Annotated in this window: 17 protein-coding genes; 12 read left to right on the forward strand and 5 right to left on the reverse strand. The window is 63.0% G+C overall.

What is annotated here, in order from left to right; translation table 11 throughout:
* Positions 1-84: 84 nt before the first annotated feature.
* On the reverse strand, positions 85-1,926 hold the full coding sequence (locus ACVC5H_RS07625) for an ABC transporter transmembrane domain-containing protein (protein ID WP_489621738.1): 1,842 nt from the start codon (positions 1,924-1,926) through the stop codon (positions 85-87).
* A 579-nt stretch (positions 1,927-2,505) separates the two neighbouring features.
* On the opposite strand from ACVC5H_RS07625, the gene egtD reads away from it, so the two are divergent.
* Both egtD and egtB read left to right on the forward strand, forming a co-directional pair.
* A complete protein-coding gene (gene egtD / locus ACVC5H_RS07630) occupies positions 2,506-3,480 on the forward strand; it encodes an L-histidine N(alpha)-methyltransferase (protein ID WP_489621739.1) in 975 nt (324 codons plus the stop codon).
* Positions 3,481-3,548: 68 nt separating this feature from the next.
* On the forward strand, positions 3,549-4,955 hold the full coding sequence (gene egtB, locus ACVC5H_RS07635; protein WP_489621740.1) for an ergothioneine biosynthesis protein EgtB: 1,407 nt from the start codon (positions 3,549-3,551) through the stop codon (positions 4,953-4,955).
* A 57-nt stretch (positions 4,956-5,012) separates the two neighbouring features.
* Here egtB and ACVC5H_RS07640 read toward each other — a convergent pair whose 3' ends face one another.
* Both ACVC5H_RS07640 and leuA read right to left on the reverse strand, forming a co-directional pair.
* Entirely contained in the window at positions 5,013-6,737 is a 1,725-nt protein-coding gene (locus ACVC5H_RS07640; RefSeq protein ID WP_489621741.1) for a methyl-accepting chemotaxis protein, read from the reverse strand.
* A gap of 218 nt (positions 6,738-6,955) precedes the next feature.
* Positions 6,956-8,659, reverse strand: a complete 1,704-nt coding sequence (gene leuA, locus ACVC5H_RS07645) for a 2-isopropylmalate synthase (RefSeq protein WP_489621742.1) — start codon at positions 8,657-8,659, stop codon at positions 6,956-6,958.
* A gap of 746 nt (positions 8,660-9,405) precedes the next feature.
* On the opposite strand from leuA, the gene ACVC5H_RS07650 reads away from it, so the two are divergent.
* The 6 genes from ACVC5H_RS07650 (at position 9,406) to ACVC5H_RS07675 (ending at position 13,707) form a co-directional block, all read left to right on the forward strand.
* Positions 9,406-10,047: a paraquat-inducible protein A gene (locus tag ACVC5H_RS07650; RefSeq protein WP_489621743.1), complete on the forward strand. Its 642-nt coding sequence runs from the start codon at positions 9,406-9,408 to the stop codon at positions 10,045-10,047.
* Positions 10,044-10,820 (forward strand): paraquat-inducible protein A, encoded by a 777-nt coding sequence (locus ACVC5H_RS07655; protein WP_489621744.1) that lies wholly within the window; start codon positions 10,044-10,046, stop codon positions 10,818-10,820. The genes ACVC5H_RS07650 and ACVC5H_RS07655 overlap by 4 nt, the downstream gene beginning before the upstream one ends.
* Positions 10,817-12,445 (forward strand): PqiB family protein, encoded by a 1,629-nt coding sequence (locus tag ACVC5H_RS07660; RefSeq protein ID WP_489621745.1) that lies wholly within the window; start codon positions 10,817-10,819, stop codon positions 12,443-12,445. Before ACVC5H_RS07655 ends, ACVC5H_RS07660 begins: the two co-directional genes overlap by 4 nt.
* Positions 12,445-13,080 carry a PqiC family protein gene (locus ACVC5H_RS07665; RefSeq protein ID WP_489621746.1) on the forward strand — a complete coding sequence of 212 codons (636 nt, stop codon included), beginning with the start codon at positions 12,445-12,447 and terminating at the stop codon, positions 13,078-13,080. The genes ACVC5H_RS07660 and ACVC5H_RS07665 overlap by 1 nt, the downstream gene beginning before the upstream one ends.
* A gap of 107 nt (positions 13,081-13,187) precedes the next feature.
* The gene (locus ACVC5H_RS07670) at positions 13,188-13,448 is read left to right on the forward strand and encodes a DUF4160 domain-containing protein (RefSeq protein WP_489621747.1); all 261 of its coding nucleotides are present in this window, start codon (positions 13,188-13,190) and stop codon (positions 13,446-13,448) included.
* A 4-nt stretch (positions 13,449-13,452) separates the two neighbouring features.
* Entirely contained in the window at positions 13,453-13,707 is a 255-nt protein-coding gene (locus ACVC5H_RS07675) for a DUF2442 domain-containing protein (protein ID WP_489621748.1), read from the forward strand.
* Positions 13,708-13,785: 78 nt separating this feature from the next.
* Here ACVC5H_RS07675 and ACVC5H_RS07680 read toward each other — a convergent pair whose 3' ends face one another.
* The gene (locus ACVC5H_RS07680; RefSeq protein ID WP_489621749.1) at positions 13,786-15,231 is read right to left on the reverse strand and encodes a DEAD/DEAH box helicase; all 1,446 of its coding nucleotides are present in this window, start codon (positions 15,229-15,231) and stop codon (positions 13,786-13,788) included.
* A gap of 389 nt (positions 15,232-15,620) precedes the next feature.
* Entirely contained in the window at positions 15,621-16,403 is a 783-nt protein-coding gene (gene fabI, locus ACVC5H_RS07685) for an enoyl-ACP reductase FabI (protein WP_013235368.1), read from the reverse strand.
* A gap of 371 nt (positions 16,404-16,774) precedes the next feature.
* On the opposite strand from fabI, the gene ACVC5H_RS07690 reads away from it, so the two are divergent.
* Genes ACVC5H_RS07690 through ACVC5H_RS07705 form a run of 4 tightly spaced genes read left to right on the forward strand, consistent with a single transcriptional unit; the run spans position 16,775 to position 22,338 of the window.
* Entirely contained in the window at positions 16,775-18,592 is a 1,818-nt protein-coding gene (locus tag ACVC5H_RS07690; protein ID WP_489621750.1) for an extracellular solute-binding protein, read from the forward strand.
* Between the two features lie 58 nt (positions 18,593-18,650).
* Entirely contained in the window at positions 18,651-19,706 is a 1,056-nt protein-coding gene (locus ACVC5H_RS07695) for a microcin C ABC transporter permease YejB (protein ID WP_489621751.1), read from the forward strand.
* A complete protein-coding gene (locus tag ACVC5H_RS07700; protein ID WP_489621752.1) occupies positions 19,703-20,752 on the forward strand; it encodes an ABC transporter permease in 1,050 nt (349 codons plus the stop codon). Before ACVC5H_RS07695 ends, ACVC5H_RS07700 begins: the two co-directional genes overlap by 4 nt.
* The gene (locus ACVC5H_RS07705; RefSeq protein ID WP_489621753.1) at positions 20,749-22,338 is read left to right on the forward strand and encodes an ABC transporter ATP-binding protein; all 1,590 of its coding nucleotides are present in this window, start codon (positions 20,749-20,751) and stop codon (positions 22,336-22,338) included. Before ACVC5H_RS07700 ends, ACVC5H_RS07705 begins: the two co-directional genes overlap by 4 nt.
* Positions 22,339-22,408 lie beyond the last annotated feature (70 nt).

Consider the following 22,408-nt stretch of genomic DNA (forward strand, 5'->3'; position numbering starts at 1 on the left):
GAACTCCTGTCGTGTCATGGCATCAGGACGATGCCGAGATGCGCAGTCTAGGGGATTTCCGCAAAGCGCGTCGGCGGGTGTCTTCTATTGCGTCTCGAACTGCAATGCCGCCAGGCTGGCATAGAGCCCGTCGCGCGCCACCAGTTCGGCATGGGTGCCGGTCTCGACGATGCGGCCGTGTTCCAGCACGATGATGCGGTCGGCACGCTGCACGGTGGCCAGGCGGTGCGCGATGACCAGCGTGGTGCGGCCCACCATGGCGGCTTCCAGCGCGCTTTGCACCAGCCGTTCGGATTCGGCATCGAGGGCGCTGGTGGCTTCGTCCAGCAACAGCAGCGGCGGGTTCTTCAGCAGTGCGCGCGCAATGGCGATGCGCTGGCGCTGGCCACCGGACAGTCGCACGCCGCGTTCGCCCAGGAAGCATTGATAGCCCTCCGGCAGGCGTTCGATGAATTCATGCGCAGCGGCCATCTGGGCAGCCGCGATCACTTCCGCGTCGCTGGCGCCGGGGCGGCCGAAGCGGATGTTTTCCATGGCATTGGCGGAGAAGATCACGGTGTCCTGCGGCACGATGCCAATCGCATTGCGCAGGTCCTGCAGGGTCAGGTAGCGGATGTCCACGCCGTCGAGCCGGATGCTGCCCTGCTGCGGATCGTAGAAGCGCAGCAGCAACTGGAACAGCGTGGTCTTGCCCGCGCCCGAGGGACCGACCACGGCCACCGTCTCGCCGGCCCGCACGTCCAGCGAGAAGCCCGACAGCGAAGCACTGCCGGGGCGCGAAGGGTAGTGGAAGTCGAGCCCCTCGATCTGCAGCGCGGCGCCGTTGGCGGTACGCGGCGGCAGTTTTTCCGGCAGCAGCACGGATTGCACCGGCGACTGCGCCGCCAGCAGGTCGAGCAGCCGTTCGGTGGCGCCGGCGGCACGCTGCGTATCGCCCATCACCTCCGACAAAGCGCCCAGGGAGCCTGCCACCAGCGAGGCATAGAGGATGAACTGGCCCAGTTCACCACCACTCATGCTGCCCTGCATGACCGCATGCGCACCCAGCCACAGCACGAAGACGATGGCGCCGAATACCAGCAGGATCGCCACCACGGTCAGCAGCGAACGTGCGCGGATGCGGTCCATGGCGGTCTGGAAAGCGCGCTCGACCGACTCGCCGAAGCGGCGGGCCTCGATCTCTTCATGGGTGAAGGCTTGCACGGTGGGCATGGCATTGAGGATTTCACCGGCCATGGCGGCGGCATCGGCCACGCGGTCCTGCGAGGCGCGCGAGAGCTTGCGCACGCGGCGCCCGTAAAACACGATGGGCAGCACCACCGCCGCCAGCATGACGATGATGATGGACGTCAGCTTGGCGCTCGTAATGAAGAGCATGCTCATGCCGCCCAGGAACAGCAGCGCATTGCGCAGCGCCATGGAGATGCTGGTGCCTACCAGGGTCTGGATGAGCGTGGTGTCGGTGGTCAGGCGCGAGAGCACTTCGCCGGTCTTGGTGGTTTCGAAGAATTCAGGGCTTTGCGTCACCACGTGGGCATAGACCGCGCTGCGCAGGTCGGCCGTGACCCGTTCGCCCAGCCAGGACACCATGTAGAAGCGTGCGGCCGTGGCCACCCCCAGCACGCAGGCCACGCCGAACAGGGCCAGGAAATACAGGTTGATGTGGCTGGCGCTCTTGCTGCCGGCCGCGCCAAAGCCGAGGTCGATCATCTGTTTGAAGGCATAGGGCACGGCCAGCGTGGCGCCTGCCGCCACCAGCAGGGCCAGGCCTGCCAGCAGGAATTGCTTCTTGTAGGGCACGAGGAAGGGCGCCAGGCCGCGCAGCGCTGCCAGCGCGGATTTGCGGGCGGTGGGTGAATCCGGCGCGGGTGTCGCGTCAGCAGGAAGGGAATCGGTGCGAGGAGAAGTCGTGGAGGACATGGACATGGATGTGCTGTTGAGGCGGCCGTGCGAACCGGGCCGTGCATGTTGCCGCACGGCCAGAGGCGCTGGCTGCCGCCGGGAAAATCTTGTTGCCGCGTTGAACCACAGGGGGCTGCCTTAGTCGGAAGAGGCATTAGGGCCTGTTCCCATTTAATCTGCGAGTGCGAGAGGTCGCCAAGCGTTGACTGCCTAGGCGCGGCGACGCGCCGTGGTGGTGCCACGGCAAGGAGCTGCAACAACGGCAGGCGACGCTTGGCGGCCTCTCCCGGAGGGTTGCCCCCAGAAGGCGCGCTGGCCGCGTTGCACGTCAGGGCTGGTGGCACCACCACCAGCCCTGACGCGCGCCTTGCCACCCCGCCTTCTGGGGGCAACGCATCTCGCAGATTAAATGGGAACAGGCCCTAGTATAGACAGTCTGTGCAAACATCGCGCAGCTTGCGCAGTGACGCGATGTTGTCCGTCAGCCATTGCTTGCCTGGTTCACGCTGCTAGAGTATGCGGATTCAAGCACGGTCGACGCGACCGCAGCAGCGCAGCAGGCATCAGCATCATCCCAACCCCATCACTGGCAAGGAGAGTCGCTTGGCCCAACCCGCACTGATCCCCTCCCCATGGGAGACCTCGCAAGAAGATCCCGCGCCCCATGCCGAGCTGCTGGCCGGACTGGCCGCTTCCGAGGCCGTCATTTCTCCCAAGTATTTCTACGATTCGCTGGGCAGCAAGCTCTTCGAGGCCATCTGCGCCTTGCCCGAGTACTATCCCACCCGCACCGAGGCCGCCATCTTTGCGGCGCATCAGCAGTCCATCGCCGCCGCGGTCGGCCAGGGCTGTACGCTGATCGACCTGGGTGCGGGCAACTGTGCCAAGGCGGCCGCGTTGTTCGACGCCTTGCGGCCGCGCCAGTATGTGCCGGTAGATATCTCCACCGATTTCCTGCGCCAGTCGGTGGCGGGCTTGCAGAAGCGCTTCCCGCAGCTGCCCATGGTGCCGCTGGCGATGGATTTCTCGGCCACGCTGGAACTGCCCGATAGCGTGGATGCGCAGCGCCGTCTGTTCTTCTATCCGGGCTCCTCGCTGGGCAACTTCGATCCGCAGCAGGCGCTGGTTTTCCTGCGCCGCATACGGGCGGCCCTGCCGCCGGAGGGTGGTGACGGCGGCATCCTGATCGGTCTGGATCTGGTCAAGGATGCGCGGGTGCTGGAGGCGGCCTATGACGACGCCATCGGCGTGACGGCGGCCTTCAACCTGAACGTGCTCAACCACGTCAACGCCTTGATCGGGGCCGATTTCAACGCCCGCGACTGGCGCCACGTGGCCTTCTACAATGCCCGCCAGCAGCGCATCGAGATGCATCTGGAAGCGCGCCGCGACCTGATCGTGCGCTGGCCGGGCGCGCGCCGTACCTTCCGTCAGGGCGAGCGCATCCATACCGAATACAGCCACAAGTTCAGCGAGCAGGACATCCTGGGCTTGCTGGAGCAGGCCGGTTTCGGGCGCTGCCGCATGTGGTTCGACGAGCGGCGCTGGTTCGCGGTCTGCCATGCGCAGGCGCGCTGATTGCGCTGCTTGCCGCAAGCGCTGGCCGATACCGATTCCATGATTCATTGATTCTTGCAGGAGACCGGATGCCTCCCGTCGTCATCACCCAAGACCCTGCGGCCCAGCAGGACCCCGCCGAGACCGGCACCGCTGCCGCATCGCTCCATGCCACCATGGACACGGCCGTCACCGCCGCGACGGCGGCCACCATCGATGCCGTCATCGACGCCGCCGTCCAGCAGCTCAACCATCGTCCGCGCGAGCGCCTGGGCGACCGCTACCGGCGCCTGCGCCGGCAATCGCTGCTGATCGCCGAACCGCTCTCGGCCGAGGATTGCTGCGTACAGGCCATGCCCGACGCCAGTCCGATCAAGTGGCATCTGGCGCATACCACCTGGTTCTTCGAGACCTTTTTGCTGGAGCGTTTCCAGAGCGGCTTCACGCCTTTCCATCCGCAGTTTCGCATGCTCTTCAATTCCTACTACGAAGGCGTGGGCGAGAAGTTTCCGCGTGCGCAGCGCGGCTTGCTCACGCGTCCCTCGCTGGAGGAGGTGCTGGCCTACCGCGAGCAGGTCGATGGACGCATGCTGCTGCTGATCGATGCGCTGGAGTCGGAGTCAGAGGCGCCGGCCGGGGAGGCCGTCAGCGAACATCCTCAACTGGCCGGATTTCTGAGCTTGCTGGAGCTGGGCATGCAGCATGAGCAGCAGCACCAGGAGCTGATGCTGACCGACATCAAGATCCTGCTGTCGATGAACCCGCTGCAGCCCGTCTACCAGCCTTTGCCCATGCACCTGCCGCTGGAGGGACCGGCCGAGCTGGAGTTGCAGTGGTATCGCATTGCCGCGGGAGTGGTGGAGATCGGCCATGCCGGCAGCGGCTTCTGCTTCGACAATGAGACGCCGCGCCATCGCCAGTTCCTCGAAGCCTACCAGTGCGCATCGCGCCTGGTGAACAACGCGGAATACCTGGCCTTCGTCGAGGCCGGTGGTTACGAAGATGCCGCCTTGTGGCTCTCCGAGGGATGGGAATGGAAGAAGCAGCAGGGACTGGCACATCCCCTGTATTGGCGCCGTGGCGCCGATGGCCAGTGGCGCGAATTCACTGAATACGGCGTACAGCCGCTGCAGCCGCATCGCGCGGCGGTGCATCTTTCGTATTACGAGGCCGATGCGTATGCCCGCTGGGCCGGAGCACGCCTGTTGACCGAGGCCGAGTGGGAACATGCCGCTGCACGCCTGCAAGGAGGCGGACGTGAATTTTTTGGCGTGGCCTGGCAGTGGACCAGCAGCAGCTATGCGCCTTACCCCGGCTTCGCTGCCGCACCCGGTGCGGTAGGTGAATACAATGGCAAATTCATGGTCAACCAGTATGTGTTGCGCGGATCATCGTCGGCCACGCCACTGAACCACGCACGGCTGACCTATCGCAACTTCTTCCCGGCAACCGCGCGCTGGCAGGTCAGCGGCATCCGCCTGGCGCGCCAAGGCTGATCTTTTCAAGGACACACGCGCCAGGGCCGCTGGGGCCCTGGACTGCGTAGCTGCCGCTTAGAAGGTTTCCCACTCTTCCGGTTTGCCTTCCTTGCTGGCGGCCGGCAGGGCGCGCGGTGCGGGCGGCGCCGCTACGCGCAAGGTCGTTGGCTTGGCTGCGGCCGGCTTGGCGGGCAAGGTGGGCGGCGGAGGCGGCGCCTGTACGGTACGCAAGACAGGCGCGACTGCCGTACCCGTCTCATCCAGACGGAATACGCTCACCAGTTCCAGCAGACGCTGCGCCTGATCCTGCAAGGCCTGGGCTGCTGCAGCGGCCTCTTCGACCAGGGCGGCGTTCTGCTGGGTGGTGTTGTCCATCTGCATGATGGCCTGGTTGACCTGCTCGATGCCATCGCTTTGCTCGCGCGTGGCCGACGAGATTTCGCCGACGATGTGGCTGACCTCTCCGATGCTGTTGACCACCTCTTCCATGGTGTTTCCAGCCTGCGCGACCAGTTCGGTCCCCGCCGTGACCTGCTCCACCGAATCGTTGATGAGCTCCTTGATTTCCTTGGCGGCGGTGGCCGAGCGCTGGGCCAGGCCGCGCACTTCGGAGGCCACGACCGCGAAGCCGCGTCCCTGTTCGCCTGCACGCGCGGCTTCCACGGCGGCATTCAGGGCCAGGATGTTGGTCTGGAAGGCGATGCCGTCGATCACTGAAATGATGTCCACGATCTTGCGCGAGGACTCATTGATGGCGCCCATGGTCTGCACCACCTGCTTGACCGCCTGGCCGCCCTGGTTGGCCACCTGCGTGGCATTGCCGGCCAGTTCGCTGGACTTGCGGGTGTGGTCGGCATTCTGCTTGACGCTGGAGGTCAGCTGTTCCAGCGAGGAAGCGGTTTCTTCGAGTGCGCTGGCCTGCTCCTCGGTGCGGGAGGACAGGTCCAGGTTGCCGGTGGCGATCTGGGTCGAAGCGGTGACCATGGAGTCGGTGCCGCGCCGCACTTCCAGCACGATGGCCTTGAGCTTCTCGTTCATCGCCGCCAGCGCTTGCAGCAGACGGCCGGTTTCGTCGGTGGATTGCACATGGATGACGGCAGTGAGGTCGCCCGCCGCCACCGTTTCCGCTACTTCCACGGCACGGCTGAGCGGACGCGTGATGCTGCGCGCGATGGTCCAGGCGACGAAGGCGGCAAACAGCGCCGAGAGCACGCCCGAGACCAGCATGATGGTACGCGTGGTGTCGTAGGTGGCTTCGGCATCGTCGACGGACTTGTCCATCAGTTTCTGCTGGGTGTCGGAGAGATCGTCGAGCTGGGCGAAGTAGGTCTTTTGCAGCGGCACCATCTTTTCCAGCATCAGCTTGATGGCAACGTCCTTCTGGCCAGAGGTGGCGAGCCTGTCGATCTCCTTGCGCAGGGCGGAGTAGCTCTTGCGGGTCTCGGTCACCTTGTCGAACTTGGCGCGCGCCTCGGCGTTGGCGATCAGGCTGCCCAGTTCATCGTAGAGCTTGGTGTTTTCGGCCGACAGGGTTTCAATGATCTTTTGCTCATTGGCAATCTGCACCGGATCGGTCATGAGCAACTGGTTGCGCAGGGAAATGGCAACATCGTCAACCTTGCCGCAAATCGAATTAATGATGGAAATCTTCTTGTAGCGATCATTGACCACCAGCTCCAGCGACTTGTTGATGTCAGCCAGGCGAGCCAGGCCGAGCGTGACGATGGCGGCGATCATGAGGATCAGCACCGAGAAAGCAATAGCGAGTCTGACGGAAATGTTGAGATTGTTGAAGCGCATGATTTTCCCCCCGAAAAATGTAAATGCAGCTTGCTGATATGAAATGTTGCTGTTGCGTATTTTCCCCAACTGATGTAGTGCAAAGGAAACCTATAATAAGCCAGTTACGCTAAATGGGAACGTTTTGCGCAAGTAATTTCTGCGCACATGCAACAACGCCGCCCGGTAGGGCGGCGTTGTGTTGAGAAAGCGGCCAGGATCGCCGGCCGGATTCCGTATCAGGCAGCCTTGGCCTGTGCGGAGCCAGTCTGGTTGGCGCTCTCGCTGATGGCGATCTGGCGGTTCACGGCAGACAGCACGGCCTTGAAGGAGGCGGTCACGATGTTGGCATCGATGCCAACGCCAAAACCGGTCGGTGCTTCGTTCAGGCGCAGCTCGATGTAGCTGGCGGCCTTGGCATCGGCACCGGCGCCGATGGCGTGTTCATGGAAATCCATCAGCTTGATGTCGAGGCCCAAGGCATGCACGAAGGCATCGATGGGGCCGTTGCCGCTGCCGCGCACGGTGACCGCCTGGCCATTGCGCACGATGTCGACTTCGATGTTGATGGACTCGGCCTTGGAGCTGTCTTCGGCCATGCGGTGGGCACGATAGACGTAGGGCTCTTCGCGTTGCAGGTATTCACGCTGGAAGATGGCGTAGATGTCGGCCGCGGCGATTTCCTTGCCGGTGGCATCGGCCTCGCGCTGGATGGCGCGCGAGAACTCGATCTGCAGGCGGCGCGGCAGGGCCAGGCCGTATTCCTGTTCCAGCAGGTAGGCCATGCCGCCCTTGCCGGACTGGCTGTTGACGCGGATGACGGCATCGTAGCTGCGGCCCAGGTCGGCCGGGTCGATCGGCAGGTAGGGCACTTCCCAGATGGCATCGGGCTGCTGCTTGGCGAAGCCCTTCTTGATTGCATCCTGGTGCGAGCCGGAGAAGGCGGTGAAGACCAGGTCGCCCACGTACGGATGGCGCGGGTGCACCGGGATCTGGTTGCATTCTTCCACCACCTGGCGCACCACGTCGATGTCGGAGAAGTCCAGGCCCGGGTTGACACCCTGGGTGTACAGGTTCAATGCCAGGGTCACCAGGTCGACGTTGCCGGTGCGCTCGCCATTGCCGAACAGGCAGCCCTCGACGCGATCGGCACCGGCCATGACGGCCAGCTCGGCCGAGGCCACGGCCGTGCCACGGTCATTGTGCGGGTGTACCGAGATGATGGCGCTGTCGCGGTGCTTCAGGTTGCGGCACATCCATTCGATCTGGTCGGCGTAGACATTGGGGGTGGCGCATTCGACGGTGGAGGGCAGGTTCAGGATGATCTTGCGTTGCGGGGTGGCACCCCAGGTTTCGCAGACGGCATCGCAGATTTCCTTGGAGAAATCCAGTTCGGTGGTGCTGAAGGATTCCGGCGAATATTCGAAGCGCCATTCGGTACCCGGGCGCGCATCGGTCAGTTCCTTGACCAGGCGGGTGCCGGTGACGGCGATGTTCTTGATCTCATCGCGGGACATGTTGAAGACGATCTTGCGGAACGCCGGGGCCACCGAGTTGTACAGGTGGACGATGGCCTTCTTGGCGCCTTCCAGCGATTCGACGGTGCGGCGGATCAGTTCTTCGCGCGATTGGGTCAGCACGATGATGGTGACGTCATCGGGAATGCGGTTTTCGACGATGAGCTTGCGCACGAAATCGAAATCGGTCTGCGAGGCGGAGGGGAAACCGACTTCGATTTCCTTGAGGCCAGTCTTCAACAGCAGTTCGAAGAAGCGCAGCTTGCGCTCGGCGTTCATCGGCTCGATCAGGGCCTGGTTGCCATCGCGCAGGTCGGTGCTCATCCAGATCGGCGGGGTGTCGATGACCTTGCTGGGCCAGGTGCGGTCGGGCAGGTCGATGGCAGGGAAGGGACGGTATTTGGCGGCGGGGTTGCTTAACATCATGATGGACCTCTTGGTTTCCGGATGGCGTGGAATGCTTCAGTGCTTGAATGCTTCAGTGCGTCAGATGTGGCGGATCGGGTTGCCTGGCTGCCACGGGCGCGTGGCCAGGCAACCCTTCATAGAGCCAGAGGCGGCATCTCCTGCAAGGCGCAGCCTGCCTGACGGGGCTGTGAGCGCTGCTGGCGGATGGTGCTGGTGTTCGAATGCATATCGCTTCGCCTTTGGGCGGTGATGCCGGCTTTCATCACGAATAGCGCGTCACTGCCTGGTTGTAGTACGAGTGCTGCTGGATTTGGTGGGTTTGCCGGATCGCGTGCAATCAGCGGAAACGGCAGGAAATACGGATTTTAGCGCGAGGCTAGTAGTAGCGACACCGGTAGCAACGCTAGCAGGGCGCTGGCGCTGTTGTGGCGGTAGGAGATGGTTGCTGCGGAAGTCATCCGTGCAATGTAGAAGATCGGGTGAGCGCTTGTCAAGCGCTATCTTTTTTACATAGGTAAAAGAAGGGCACGCTCCAATAAATTCGTTGTTAGAATCGTCTTGTTACTAACCAGTTGGTCATTTATTTTTATTGCTGCAGACCCGATTCCTTGTGCGGACGGAACGCCGCTGAGGGAAAATGCTCCAAACCGAGCGCTGCAGTAGCCCTCTACCTAGACCGGACGGCTGCCCGCCACGAAGAAACTCCACAGAATGCCGACGTCTCCGCCATCCCGGGAGAGGATCGCCAGGAACCGTCATCATCCATGCAAAAACGCACCGACCTCATCGTCTGCGAAGAATGCGACGCCGTGTACCAGCGCATGGCGCTGGGCCAGCGCGAGATCGCCCGCTGCCTGCGCTGTGGCGCCGAGCTGGAACGCGACACCAGCGGCCGCCTGCAGCACCTGCTGCCGCTGACCATCGGTGCCCTGATCCTGTTCGTGATCGCCAATGCCTTCCCCATCGTCACCATCGAGCTGCAGGGGCTGTCCAGCCAGACCACCCTGATTGGTGCCGTGGTGGCCCTGACCCGTGACGGCATGTCGGAGGTGGCACTGCTGGTGATGGCGACCACCTTGCTGTTCCCTCTGATCCAGCTGGTGGTACTGCTCTACCTGTTGCTGCCGGGTGCGCGCGATCGCCGTCCGCCCGGATTCGTCCTGCTGCTGCGCCTGATGCAGGCAGCCCGGCCGTGGGGCATGATCGAAGTGTTCATGCTGGGCGTGCTGGTGGCGCTGATCAAGCTGTCCAACCTGGCCGAGGTCATCCCCGGTCCGGCGCTGTGGTCCTTCGGCGGACTGACGGTGCTGCTCACCGTCGTGGTGTCCTTCAATCCGCGTTATCTCTGGCACTTGTGGGAACAACAGCAAGCCGGGCAATACGGCGACCGGGAGCGCGGCGCATGAGCCATTCGCATTTCCCCTCCAGCGCGAGCCAGACCGCGCAACCCGTATCCGACCTTGCCCGGGAGCCGAACGAAGACTTGCCGGTGCAGGATGCGGCCTCGCTGGGCGTGATCGGCTGCCACCACTGCGGTACCGTCTGGGAAGGCGCGCAGCCGCATCAGCGCTGCGGCGTGTGCCATGCACCGCTGCACGTGCGCAAGGCCGACAGCCTGACCCGCACCTGGGCGCTGCTGATCGCCGCCTGCATCATGTACATCCCGGCCAACATGATGCCGGTGATGGTGACCAGCACCTTGTTTGATGAACAGCGCGACACGATTCTGTCCGGCGTCATCTATTTCTGGACCGCCGGTGAATGGGGCCTGGCGCTGGTGGTCTTCGTCGCCAGCTTCCTGGTGCCGCTGTTCAAGCTGGTGGCGCTGGGCATCCTGGTGTTTTCGGCGCGCCGCCACAGCCGCTGGCGCCGCCTGCAGCGCGCCCGGCTGTATCGCGTGATCGAGTCCATCGGGCGCTGGTCCATGCTGGACGTGTTCGTGGTCTCGGTCCTGACCGGGCTGGTCAAGATCCATGGCTTTGCCAATATCCACGCCGGTATCGGTATCGCCGCCTTCGGTGCGGTGGTGGTGCTGACCATGCTGGCCTCGCTGTCCTTCGATCCGCGCCTGATCTGGGACGAGCAACCGCAGGACCAGGACTTGCATGATCCCGGCCATGCCATCCCCGACATCCCCTCTCCCCAAGACACTGCCCACAAGCCACAGGAAACCGCATGACTCCACCCGACCATTCCGATGACAAGCCGGCGCTGCTGCAACCCCGCCGCGCACGCCAGCGCAACTGGCTGCCCTCGCTGGTGTGGCTCATTCCCATCGTTGCCGCCCTCGTGGGCCTGACGCTGGTGACCAAGATCCTGCTGGATCGCGGCCCCATGGTCACCGTCAGTTTCCGTTCTGCAGAAGGGCTGGAAGCCGGCAAGACCAAGGTGAAATACAAGGACGTCGATATCGGCCTGGTGCAGAGCCTGAAGCTGGCGACCGACCGCTCGCACGTGCTGGTGGGCATCCAGCTCAACAAGGATGCCGCCGGTTTCAATGCCGAGGACACCCGCTTCTGGGTGGTGCGTCCGCGCATCGCCGCCTCCGGCATCTCGGGGCTGGGCACGTTGCTCTCGGGTGCCTACATCGGCGCCGACGCCGGCGCCTCGGACGAAACCAAGAAGAACTTCGTCGGCCTGGAACAGCCCCCCATCGTGACCCGCGATGCCTCGGGACGCCAGTTCGTCCTGCATACCGATGACCTGGGTTCGCTGGACATCGGTTCTCCCATCTTCTATCGCCGCATCAAGGTCGGCCAGGTAGTGGCCTATGACCTCGACAGTGATGGCCGCGGCGTGACCTTGCGCATCTTCGTCAACGCGCCCTACGACAAGTTCGTCACCCCGACCTCGCGCTTCTGGCACGCCAGCGGCTTCGACATGGAACTCAATGCCAGCGGCTTCAAGCTGCATACGCAAGCGCTCTCTACCGTGGTACTGGGCGGCATCGCCTTCCGCGACCGCGATGAAGGGCCGTTGGGTACGCCGGCCAAGGAAGGCACCGAGTATGCGCTGGTGGAAGACGAAAGCGCCGCCATGAAGGAGCCCGACGGCGCACCGCAAACCGCGCTGCTGTATTTCGACCAGTCGCTGCGCGGCCTGCAGCCGGGGGCCGCGGTGGACTTCCGCGGCGTGGTGCTGGGCGAGGTCAAGAGCATCGGGATCGAATACGACAAGGCGCGCGGCGAGTTCCGTATGCCGGTAATGGTGCAGATCTATCCGGACCGTCTGGATCATCACTTCCGTGACGACACCGGTGCCGAGCGCCGCTCCAATGCACAAGTGCTGCGCATGCTGATCAAGCGCGGCATGCGCGCCCAGCTGCGCAATGGCAACCTGCTGACCGGCCAGCTGTACGTGGCGATTGATTTCTTCCCCAAGGCGCAGCCCGTGCAGTTCGATCCGGACAAGACTCCGTTGGAATTGCCGACCATTCCGGGTAGCCTCGATGAATTGCAGCAGCAGCTCTCGGACATTGCAGGCAAGCTCGCCAAGGTGCCCTTCGACGAGATCGGCCGCGATCTGCAGACCACGCTGAAGACCTTGAACAAGACCTTGAGTACGGCCGAGCAGACCGCCGCGCGCATCAACAACGACATCGCCCCAGAGATGCAGGCTGCGATGAAGGATGCCCGCAAGACCTTGAATGCAGCCGAGCGTACGCTGTCGGACGACGCCCCGCTGCAGCAGGATATCCGCCAGACCATGCAGGAACTGACCAAGGCTGCTGCCTCGATCCGTATCCTCACCGATTACCTGCAACAGCATCCGGAATCGCTGATCCGGGGCAAACAGGAGCCATGATGCAAGCCATGAAGCGTTTTTCCCTCAAGACCCTGAGCGCCGCCACCCTGGCCGCAAGCCTGCTGGCCGCCTGCGGCAGTACGCCGCCGACGCAGTTCTACACGCTGGCCGCGCCCGCCGAGGGCGCTGCTTCTACACGCACCGCCAGCCAGGGGCCGCAGACCTTCATCGAGGTCATGCCGGTGGCCGTGCCGGAGCGGCTGGCACGGCCACAGCTGGTGGTACGCAGCGATGCCACCCGCCTGGAAGTGCTGGAGCAGGACCGCTGGTCCTCGCCCTTCAACAATGAATTGCGCGATGCGTTGTCTGCCGGCCTGGCGGCAAGACTGGGCGCCATCGACGTCTCGCGCGGCGGACGCCCTGCGGACCAGCCCAGCTATCGCATCAATGTGGAATTGCGTGATTTCGACGCCGCCCGCAACGGCCAGGTCCAGGCCAGTTTCGGCTGGACCATCACCCGTTCAGATGACCGCCGCAGCGCCGCTTGCCGCTTGACGATAGTGGAACGTGTGGCCGGTGGCAGCAATGCTGATGTGGTCGCGGCCACCCAGAAGGCGGTAGGGCAGGCGGTGCAGGCGATTGCCGATAACGTTCGGGCTTTGCAGGCGGGGCAGGGAGGGCAGTGTTCCTCCTGAGTTGCCTATGTAGAGAGAACTCGCTGTCATGCTTTGGTGCTTGTAAAATCGGCTGCGGGAGGGAATGACCCAAATCGGATTCAACCGATTTACCTGAGGGTGAGCCCGTGCCGACGATCAGCATGTTTTATGGAATCGTGATTCAGATGTTTTACCGCGATCACGCACCACCGCATTTTCATGTGCGATATGGTGAACACAAAGCTGTAATTGATGTGAGCAAACTCGTCTTGTTGGATGGACGGCTACCTCGACGAGCCCTACAACTGGCGCTGGATCGGGCTGAGCTGCATCAGGCAGAGTTGATGGAGGACTGGACGCTGTGCCAAGAAATGCAGGCTCCCAAACCGATTGCGCCATTGGAGTGATGTCATGGAATGGGATGTAGTTGAAATCAAACTTTCCGGCGAATATGCCTTGCAAGTTCGCTTCAGGGACGGTGTGAAAGGGCCTGTCAGGTTTCTTCCCAGTTTCTTTCGCGGAGTCTTTGCTTCCTTGCAGGACCAGGCGCAGTTCAACCAGGTCCGTCTGGTTGATGGTGTAGTGACCTGGCCTGGTGAGTTGGATCTGGCGCCCGATGCCATGCATGATGAAATCAAGCGCAATGGCCAATGGTTGCTTGCATGATCGTGTGACCAAGTAGTTGCCCAAGAAAAAGCCGCTTCCTCGGAAGCGGCTTTTCAACATCAGCACTGCCTGAAGCAATCAACGATCGCCGTAGGAGCGGCGCGGGCCGTCGGCGCGGAAGCCGCCACCGTTGTTGCCCTTGTAGCCACCGCCACCTTCACGACGCGGGCCGTTGCCCGGCTTGGCGCCACCGAAACCACCTTCGCGATGACCACCGCCTTCACGGTTGCCGGCGCCAAAGCGCGGGCCGTTGTTGCTGCGGCCATCACCCGGACGCCAGCCGCCCGGCTTGCGCGGGCTGCGCGGTGCAGCCGACTTCTTCGGCTCGAAACCTTCAACCACGTCGACCGGAATGGTCTGCTTGGTGAAGCGCTCGATGCGCTTGACCTGCATGCCTTCAGCGTGATTGACCAGCGAGATCGCCACGCCATTGCGGCCAGCGCGGCCAGTACGGCCGATGCGGTGCACGTAGTCTTCAGCGAACTTGGGCAGGTCGTAATTGAACACGTGGGTGATGCCCGGCACGTCGATGCCGCGGGCAGCCACGTCGGTGGCCACCAGCATGCGCACCTGGCCGCGGCGCAGGCTGTTCAGGGTACGGTTGCGGGCGCCCTGGTGCATGTCGCCATGCAGTGCGGCAGCAGCGAAACCGGCGATGTTCAGGCGGTCGGCGATGGTGTCGGCGTCACGCTTGGTGGCGGTGAAGATCACGGCCTGGTCGATGCTGGTGTCGCGCAGCAGGTGGTCCAGCAGGCGGTTCTTGTGCGACAGGTCATCCACGAAGTGCACGCGCTGCATGATGTTTTCATGGCGGGTCGACGAGCTGGCGATCTGGATGGTCAGCGGGTTGTTGGTGATGCGCTTGGCCATGTTGCCCACCACGCCGTCCAGCGTGGCCGAGAACAGCATGGTCTGGCGGGTGGCCGGGGTGGCAGCGACGATCTTTTCGATGTCGTCGATGAAGCCCATGTCCAGCATGCGGTCGGCTTCGTCCAGTACCAGGATCTGCAGCTGAGAAAAGTCGATCTTGCCCGACTCCATGTGGTCGATCAGGCGGCCCGGGGTCGCTACCAGGATTTCCGGGTTGCGCGACAGCAGTTGCATCTGCTTCGGATAAGGCATGCCGCCCAGGATCGACACCACGCGCACGCGGCGCATGTAGGCGCCGTACTTGTCAGTGGCGGTGGTCACTTGCAGGGCCAGTTCACGGGTCGGGGTCAGCACCAGCATCTTCGGCTGTGCCGGCTGGTAACGCGGACGCTCGCCACGGGCACGGCTGGCCTGGCGTTCCTGGTTGGGAGTACGGGCGGCTTGCGGCGCCTGCGGCAGGTCTGCCAGCTGGTGCAGCGAAGGCAGCATGAAGGCGGCGGTCTTGCCCGAACCGGTCTGCGAGGACACCAGCAGATCCTGGCCGCTGATGGCGGCGGGGATGGCCTTTTCCTGGACCGGAGTGGGGGAGGTGTAGCCTGCTTCGGTCAGGGCTTTGATGATCGAAGGGTTCAGGCCAAGTGCTTCAAAAGTCATAATCTCTTTCGTGAATGTGAACGACAGGCACGAGAAGGGCGCACGCAAGCGCGCCGGGCATCGAGTGCCTGAACGAAAAAAAGCAACGCCAACCGACGAAATGACTATGAAAAATACAAAGAAATTTCGGCACAAAAGCTTTGCGCCGGGACGGCATCATCAAGGGATGCCAGGGGCGGGGGGCTTTTACTGGGAACTTGTCGTAATGACAGGTAAGGCTTGCGAAGCTGCTTGGGCAAATACGGCGGGAAACTCTACAGGGCAGATTTCACATCCGATTCGCCTGTACATCGGTTATTGCGATGCACAAGGCGAATCATACCCTAAAACCTCGAAATTAGCACGAAGCTATTTTGAGAAACTGTCTCTTATTTGTGGGGGATGCTTGCTTATTCCGCCATGCCGCCCACGACGCGGGAGAAGCCACCATCCACATAGGTGATCTCGCCGGTGATGCCCGAGGCCAGGTCGGAGAGCAGGAAGGCCGAGGCATTGCCGACGTCTTCGATGGTGACGTTGCGGCGCAGCGGGGCGGTCGCCGCCACGGCACCCAGGATCTTGCCGAAGCCCTTGATGCCGCTGGCGGCCAGGGTCTTGATCGGACCGGCCGAGACGCCATTGACACGCACGCCCTTGGGGCCGAGGGATTCGGCCAGGTAGCGCACCGAGGCTTCCAGCGAGGCCTTGGCCAGGCCCATGGTGTTGTAGTTGGGCACCACGCGTTCCGAACCCAGGTAGGTCAGGGTCAGCAGGGCAGCGTTGGACGACAGCAGCGGCATGGCGGCCTTGGCCATGGCCGGGAAGCTGTAGGCGGAGATGTCGTGGGCGATCTTGAAGCCTTCGCGCGAGAAGCCTTCCAGGAAATCGCCGGCAATCGCTTCGGACGGGGCGAAGCCGATGGCGTGCACCAGGCCGTCCAGCTGGCTCCAGGACTTGCCCAGGTCGGCGAACAGGGCATTGATCTGCTCATCGCTGCCGACGTCGCAGTCGAAGACCAGCTTGCTGTCGAATTCTTCGGCGAACTTGGTGATGCGGTCCTTGAAGCGCTCACCCACGTAGGTGAAGGCCAGTTCGGCGCCTTCGCGCTTGCACGCCTGGGCGATGCCGTAGGCGATGGAACGGTTGGACAGCAAGCCGGTGATCAGGATTTTTTTGCCTTGCAGAAATGCCATGTTGACTCCGTAGGGTCCGCCGCGTGCTGCGCGCTTCTGCCGGGCAGAAGCAGGCGCGGCGCGGCCGGTAAGTGATAGCGGCGCCGCGCAGTGGCGGCGGCCGGGGTGGGACAGACCCGGATTGTAGGGGCTTGCGGCAGGCGCGGCAACCTTTGCGGCACCGCCGGGGCATCGTACGGGCAGGCAATGACGGCATTTGTTAAGTTGCTTTAATTGCTTCCCTGTAATCGCTGCTCTCTTTACAATGCCCCGACACGGAAATCGTTTCCAGGTCCCGGCCACCACCTTCAGGCAGCAGGCATCAAGCCATCAGGCGCGGGACTTGCTTGCCCGAGACATCATTGCCCACGAGAGTGCACACAGACAACCGCATGGTCCAGCCCCTGAAGACAGCCAAGATTTTCCTCTCCTGCCTGCTGGCCGCCGCCCTGGCCCATGGCACCCCGGCCGCCGCCGAGCATGCCTTTTCGCTGTATGACACGCCCAAGTACCGGCCCGGCTTCAGCCATTTCGATTACGTCAATCCGGATGCCCCCAAGCGCGGCACCCTGTACCTGGCCAATCCTGACGCCCGCACCAGCTTCGACAAATTCAATCCCTTCTCGCTCAAGGGCGTGGCCGCCGCCGGCCTGGACCAGTTCATGTTCGAGACCCTGGCCGTGGGCTCGGCCGATGAAGTGGCCTCCATGTACGGCCTGCTGGCTGACGATATGGTGGTGGCGCCGGACCGGCGTTCGATGCGCTTTCATCTCAACCCCAAGGCACGCTTCAACAATGGCGATCCGGTCACAGCTGCCGACGTCAAGTATTCCTTCGATACCCTCGTGAGCAAGGGCTCGCCGCAGTTCAAGTCGCTCTTCGGTGACGTCGAACGGTGCGTGGTGGTCGATGCGATGACGGTGCGCTTCGACTTCAAGAGCGACAACCATGAACTGCCGCTGATCGTGGGCGGCCTGCCGGTGTTTTCGCCCAAGTGGGGCGCCGGCACCCCCTTCGACCGCATCCAGCTCACCCCGCCCATTGCCAGCGGTCCTTATGCCATCGAAAGCTACGATCCGGGCCGCAGCATCATCTATCAGCGCCGTGCCGATTACTGGGGCAATGACCTGCCCACGCGGCGCGGCATGTACAACTTCGCGCGCATCGCCTATCGCTTCTACAAGGATGACCTGGCCCGCCTGGAAGCCTTCAAGGCCGGCGAGTTCGACGTGGTGGTCGAGTACAGCGCCAAGAACTGGGCGCGCGGCTACACGGGTCCGAAGTTTTCCGATGGCCAGATCGTCAAGCGCGCCTTCCCGCATCACAACGGCGCCAACATGCAGGGTTTCGTGATGAACCTGCGCCGCCCGCAATTCCAGGATGCGCGGGTGCGCCGTGCGCTGGGCCTGGCGCTGGACTTCCAGTGGATGAACCGGCAGCTGTTCTACAACCAGTACACCCGCGTCGATTCCTACTTCGCCAATTCCGAACTGGCTGCCACCGGCAGCCCTTCGGCGGACGAACTCAAGTTGCTGGAACCCTTGCGTGCCCAGTTGCCGGCCGCCGTCTTCGGCCCGGTACCGGCACCGCCCAATACCAATCCGCCCGGCTCCTTGCGGGCCAACCTGAGGGAAGCGCGGCGGCTGTTCCAGGAAGCCGGGTGGACTTATCGCGACGGCGCCTTGCGCAATGACAAGGGCGAGGTGTTCCAGATGGAAATCCTCGACGATCAGCCGGCGATGTCGCGCGTCATCAGCATCTATGCACGCAATCTTGAGAAGCTCGGGGTGCGCGTGAACCAGCGCACGGTGGACTACGCGCTGGCGCAAAAGCTGCTGGAGAACTTCGAGTTCGACATGACCAGCCTGGCCATTCCCGCCACCAACAGTCCGGGCAGCGAGATGTTCGACATCTACGGCTCGCGCGCGGCCGACGAGTCCGGTTCCAACAATGTCTGGGGCCTGAAGAATGCAGCGGTGGACCAGTTGATCGGCAAGGTCGTGGCGGCCCATTCGCGCGCCGAACTGCTGACAGCCACCCACGCGCTGGACCGGGTGCTGCTCAATCTCTACATCACCGTGCCGCACTGGTATTCGTCCACGCACCGCATGGCCTACCGCAACCGCTTCGGCATTCCTGCGGTACTGCCCAGGTATTACGAAGCCAATCCCTACGTGGTCAGCATGTGGTGGGAAGAAAAGCCACGCTGAAAAAGCGCCGCCTTCCCATGACATCGATCCTGCCTCCGGAAACAAGAAAGCACTTGCCATGAATATCTGGGCTTACATTCTCAAGCGCATCCTCCTGATGGTGCCCACGCTGTTGGGCGTGATCGCCATTACCTTCGCCGTGATCCAGTTCGTTCCGGGCGGCCCGGTGGAGCAGATGGTGCAGGAGTTGCGCGGGCGCTCCGGCGTGCACGAATCGGCCGGTGGTGGTGGCGCCTATCGCGGGCGCCAGGGCGTGGATGCCGAGCGCGTCAAGGAAATCAAGGCCCTGTACGGTTTCGACAAGCCGCCGTTGGAGCGCTTCTGGCTCATGCTCAAGGGCTTCGCCACCTTCGACCTGGGCCGCAGTTTTTATCGCCATGCCGACGTCTGGGAACTGGTGAAGTCGAAGATGCCGGTCTCCATCAGCATCGGCTTGTGGACCTTCTTCATTACCTACCTGATCTCGGTGCCGCTGGGAATCGCCAAGGCCGTGCGCGAGGGCAGCCGCTTCGATTCGGTCACCAGCGCGGCGGTGCTGGTGGGTTACTCGATTCCCGGTTTCGTGCTGGGCGTGTTCCTGCTGGTGATGTTCGGCGGCGGCAGCTTCCTGCAGTGGTTCCCGCTGCGCGGGCTGACCTCGGACAACTGGGCGCAGCTCTCCTGGTTTGGCAAGATCACCGATTACCTGTGGCATATCACGCTGCCCATCATTGCTTCGGTGGCGGGCTCGTTTGCCACCATGACCATGCTCACCAAAAACACCTTCCTTGAAGAAATCCGTAAACAATATGTACTCACCGCACGCGCCAAGGGCCTGTCGGAAAAGCGGGTGCTCTACAAGCACGTCTTTCGCAACGCGCTCATTCCGCTGGTGACCGGTTTCCCGGCCGCCTTCATCGGTGCCTTCTTCGCCGGCAGCCTGTTGATCGAAACGCTGTTCTCGCTCGATGGACTGGGTTTGCTGTCGTATGAAGCTGTGATCCGCCGCGATTATCCGGTGGTCATGGGGACGCTCTACCTGTTCACGCTGATCGGTCTGGCGGTCAAACTCATCGGTGACCTCTGCTATGTCTGGGTCGATCCTCGCGTGCAATTTGAAAGCCTGGCGAAATGAATCCGGTCTCTCTCCCCACTACACCTTCCGTCTCGCCCGGCCGCCGCATCTGGCTGCGTTTTCGTGCCAACCGCACCGGTTACTGGAGCTTGCTGATCTTCTCGGTACTGTTCGTGCTGAGCCTCGGGGCTGAACTCTTTTCCAATGACAAGCCGCTGGTGGCCAGCTACCAGGGCCAACTGATCTTCCCGATGTTCAAGGATTATTCGGACAAGAGCTTCGGTGGCGACTTCGATACGCCAGCCGACTACCTCGATCCCTTCATCCAGGATCAGTTCAAGAAGGACGGCAACTGGGCCTTGTATCCCCTGAACCGCTACAACCACGAGACCCTGAACTATTTCGCCAAATCGCCCAATCCGGCCCCGCCTTCGGCCGACAACTGGCTCGGTACCGATGATCGCGGACGCGACGTGTTTGCCCGTTTGCTCTACGGTTTCCGGCTTTCGGTCCTGTTCGGCCTGGCCTTGACGGCCATCGGCGTGGTGCTGGGCGTGCTGGCCGGGGCGATACAGGGCTACTTCGCCGGCCGTACCGACCTCTTGATCCAGCGCCTGCTGGAAATCTGGGGTTCCATGCCGGAGCTGTATCTGCTGATCATCTTCTTTTCCATCTTCCAGCCCAGCCTGCTGGTGCTGCTGGGCTTGCTGGCCGCCTTTGGCTGGATGGGCCTGGCCGATTACGTGCGCGCCGATTTCCTGCGCAACCGCAACCTTGAATATGTCCAGGCCGCGCGTGCCATGGGCTTGTCCAATCGCCAGATCATCTGGCGCCACGTGCTGCCCAACAGCATGACCACGGTGGTGACCTTCCTGCCCTTCCGCATGAGTGCCTCCATCCTCGCGCTGACCAGCCTGGACTTCCTCGGCCTGGGTGTGCCGCCTTCCACACCCAGCCTGGGTGAGTTGCTGTCGCAGGGGAAGAACAACCTCGATGCCTGGTGGATCGCATTGTCGACCTTCCTGGTGCTGACCGTCATGCTGCTGTTGCTGACCAATATCGGCGATGCCCTGCGCAACGCCCTGGATGTACGGAGGAAGGCATGAGCACGCCGCTGCTGGAAGTAAAGGACCTGACGGTGCGCTTCGGCGACGCCGTAGTGGTCGATCGTGTGAGCTTTTCGATTGCGCGTGGCGAGAAATTCGCCCTGGTAGGCGAATCCGGCTCAGGCAAGACGGTTTCTTCGCTGGCCGTAATGCAGCTCAACCAGGATGCCCGTTACGAAGGCAGCATCCTGCTTGACGGCCAGGATGTGCTGAAGAAAAACGAGCGCCAGATGCAGCAGGTGCGCGGCAATGACGTGGCCATGATTTTCCAGGAGCCGATGACGGCTTTGAATCCGCTCTTCACCATCGGCAACCAGATCGCCGAAGTGCTGATGCATCACGAAGGCCTCAATGCCCGCGATGCGGCCCGGCGCGCCGTAGCGCTGCTGGATAAGACCGGCATCCCCGAACCGGCGCGGCGGGCACTGTCGTATCCGCATGAGCTGTCGGGCGGCCAGCGCCAGCGCGCCATGATCGCCATGGCGCTGGCCTGCAAGCCCAAGCTGCTGATCGCCGATGAACCGACCACGGCCCTGGATGTGACTATCCAGGTGCAGATCCTGGCGCTGCTGAACCAGTTGCAGCGCGAAGAAAACATGGCCGTGCTCATCATCTCGCACGACCTGAACCTGGTGAGCCACTTCGCCGACCGCGTGGGCGTGATGGAAAAGGGCAGGCTGGTGGAAAGCGCCAGCGTCACCGAGCTGTTTGCCAACCCGCAGCAAGCCTATACGCGCAAGCTGTTGCAAAGCCGTCCGCAGCGCAATGCGGCCGATGTCGCGGCCGACGCCCCGGTGATCCTGCAGGCAGAAAAGCTGCGCTGCACCTATCACATCAAGCAGGGCTGGTTCGCCAAGCGCGCCTTCCATGCCGTCGATGGCATCGACCTGCAATTGCGGCGGGGTGAAACCGTCGGCATCGTTGGTGAGTCCGGTTCCGGCAAGTCCACGCTGGGCATGGCCTTGTTGCGGCTGTCGGCGGCCAGCGTGGCCGGCAGCATCCGTTTCGAGGACGTGCCGATTTCCGAGCGCAGCAGCCGTGAACTGCGGCCCCTGCGCGCCCGCATGCAGGTGGTGTTCCAGGATCCCTTCGCCTCGCTCTCGCCGCGCCGCACGGTGGAGCAGATCGTCGGCGAGGGCCTGGCCCTGCATCATCCCGACAAGAGCCCTGAGCAGCAGCGCCAGGCCATCATCGCCGCGCTCGAAGAAGTCGGCCTGACGGCGGCGCTGCTGGATCGCTATCCGCATGAATTTTCCGGTGGCCAGCGCCAGCGCATTGCCATCGCCCGCGCACTGGTGCTGCAACCCGAACTGTTGCTGCTGGACGAGCCGACCTCGGCGCTGGACGTGACCGTGCAGCAGCAGGTGCTGCAACTGCTGGCGGATCTGCAGCGCCGGCACGGGCTGGCCTATCTTTTCATCACCCATGACCTCGCCGTGGTGCAGGCCATGGCGCATCAGGTCATCGTGATGAAGGATGGCAAGGTGGTCGAAAGCGGCCCTGCCGAGCAGGTGCTGCAGCATCCCCAGCAGGACTACACACGCCGGCTGGTGGCCGCGGCCACCTACGCCGAAGCGGCGCACTGAAACGCAGGCGGCAAAAAAGAAAACCCGAAGTCCGGATCAGCTCCGGGGCTTCGGGTCCATGCAGACTGCT

Source organism: Herbaspirillum sp. Her3 (assembly GCF_057961275.1).

Bases quoted from the DNA above. Each gene is read 5' to 3' on its own strand.
- leuA (WP_489621742.1), bottom strand. From the start codon at position 8,659: ATGATGTTAAGCAACCCCGCCGCCAAATACCGTCCCTTCCCTGCCATC.
- ACVC5H_RS07640 (WP_489621741.1), bottom strand. From the start codon at position 6,737: ATGCGCTTCAACAATCTCAACATTTCCGTCAGACTCGCTATTGCTTTC.
- ACVC5H_RS07665 (WP_489621746.1), top strand. From the start codon at position 12,445: ATGCAAGCCATGAAGCGTTTTTCCCTCAAGACCCTGAGCGCCGCCACC.
- ACVC5H_RS07675 (WP_489621748.1), top strand. From the start codon at position 13,453: ATGGAATGGGATGTAGTTGAAATCAAACTTTCCGGCGAATATGCCTTG.
- ACVC5H_RS07690 (WP_489621750.1), top strand. From the start codon at position 16,775: ATGGTCCAGCCCCTGAAGACAGCCAAGATTTTCCTCTCCTGCCTGCTG.
- ACVC5H_RS07655 (WP_489621744.1), top strand. From the start codon at position 10,044: ATGAGCCATTCGCATTTCCCCTCCAGCGCGAGCCAGACCGCGCAACCC.
- ACVC5H_RS07625 (WP_489621738.1), bottom strand. From the start codon at position 1,926: ATGTCCATGTCCTCCACGACTTCTCCTCGCACCGATTCCCTTCCTGCT.
- ACVC5H_RS07650 (WP_489621743.1), top strand. From the start codon at position 9,406: ATGCAAAAACGCACCGACCTCATCGTCTGCGAAGAATGCGACGCCGTG.
- egtB (WP_489621740.1), top strand. From the start codon at position 3,549: ATGCCTCCCGTCGTCATCACCCAAGACCCTGCGGCCCAGCAGGACCCC.
- fabI (WP_013235368.1), bottom strand. From the start codon at position 16,403: ATGGCATTTCTGCAAGGCAAAAAAATCCTGATCACCGGCTTGCTGTCC.
- ACVC5H_RS07705 (WP_489621753.1), top strand. From the start codon at position 20,749: ATGAGCACGCCGCTGCTGGAAGTAAAGGACCTGACGGTGCGCTTCGGC.
- ACVC5H_RS07660 (WP_489621745.1), top strand. From the start codon at position 10,817: ATGACTCCACCCGACCATTCCGATGACAAGCCGGCGCTGCTGCAACCC.
- ACVC5H_RS07680 (WP_489621749.1), bottom strand. From the start codon at position 15,231: ATGACTTTTGAAGCACTTGGCCTGAACCCTTCGATCATCAAAGCCCTG.
- ACVC5H_RS07700 (WP_489621752.1), top strand. From the start codon at position 19,703: ATGAATCCGGTCTCTCTCCCCACTACACCTTCCGTCTCGCCCGGCCGC.
- ACVC5H_RS07695 (WP_489621751.1), top strand. From the start codon at position 18,651: ATGAATATCTGGGCTTACATTCTCAAGCGCATCCTCCTGATGGTGCCC.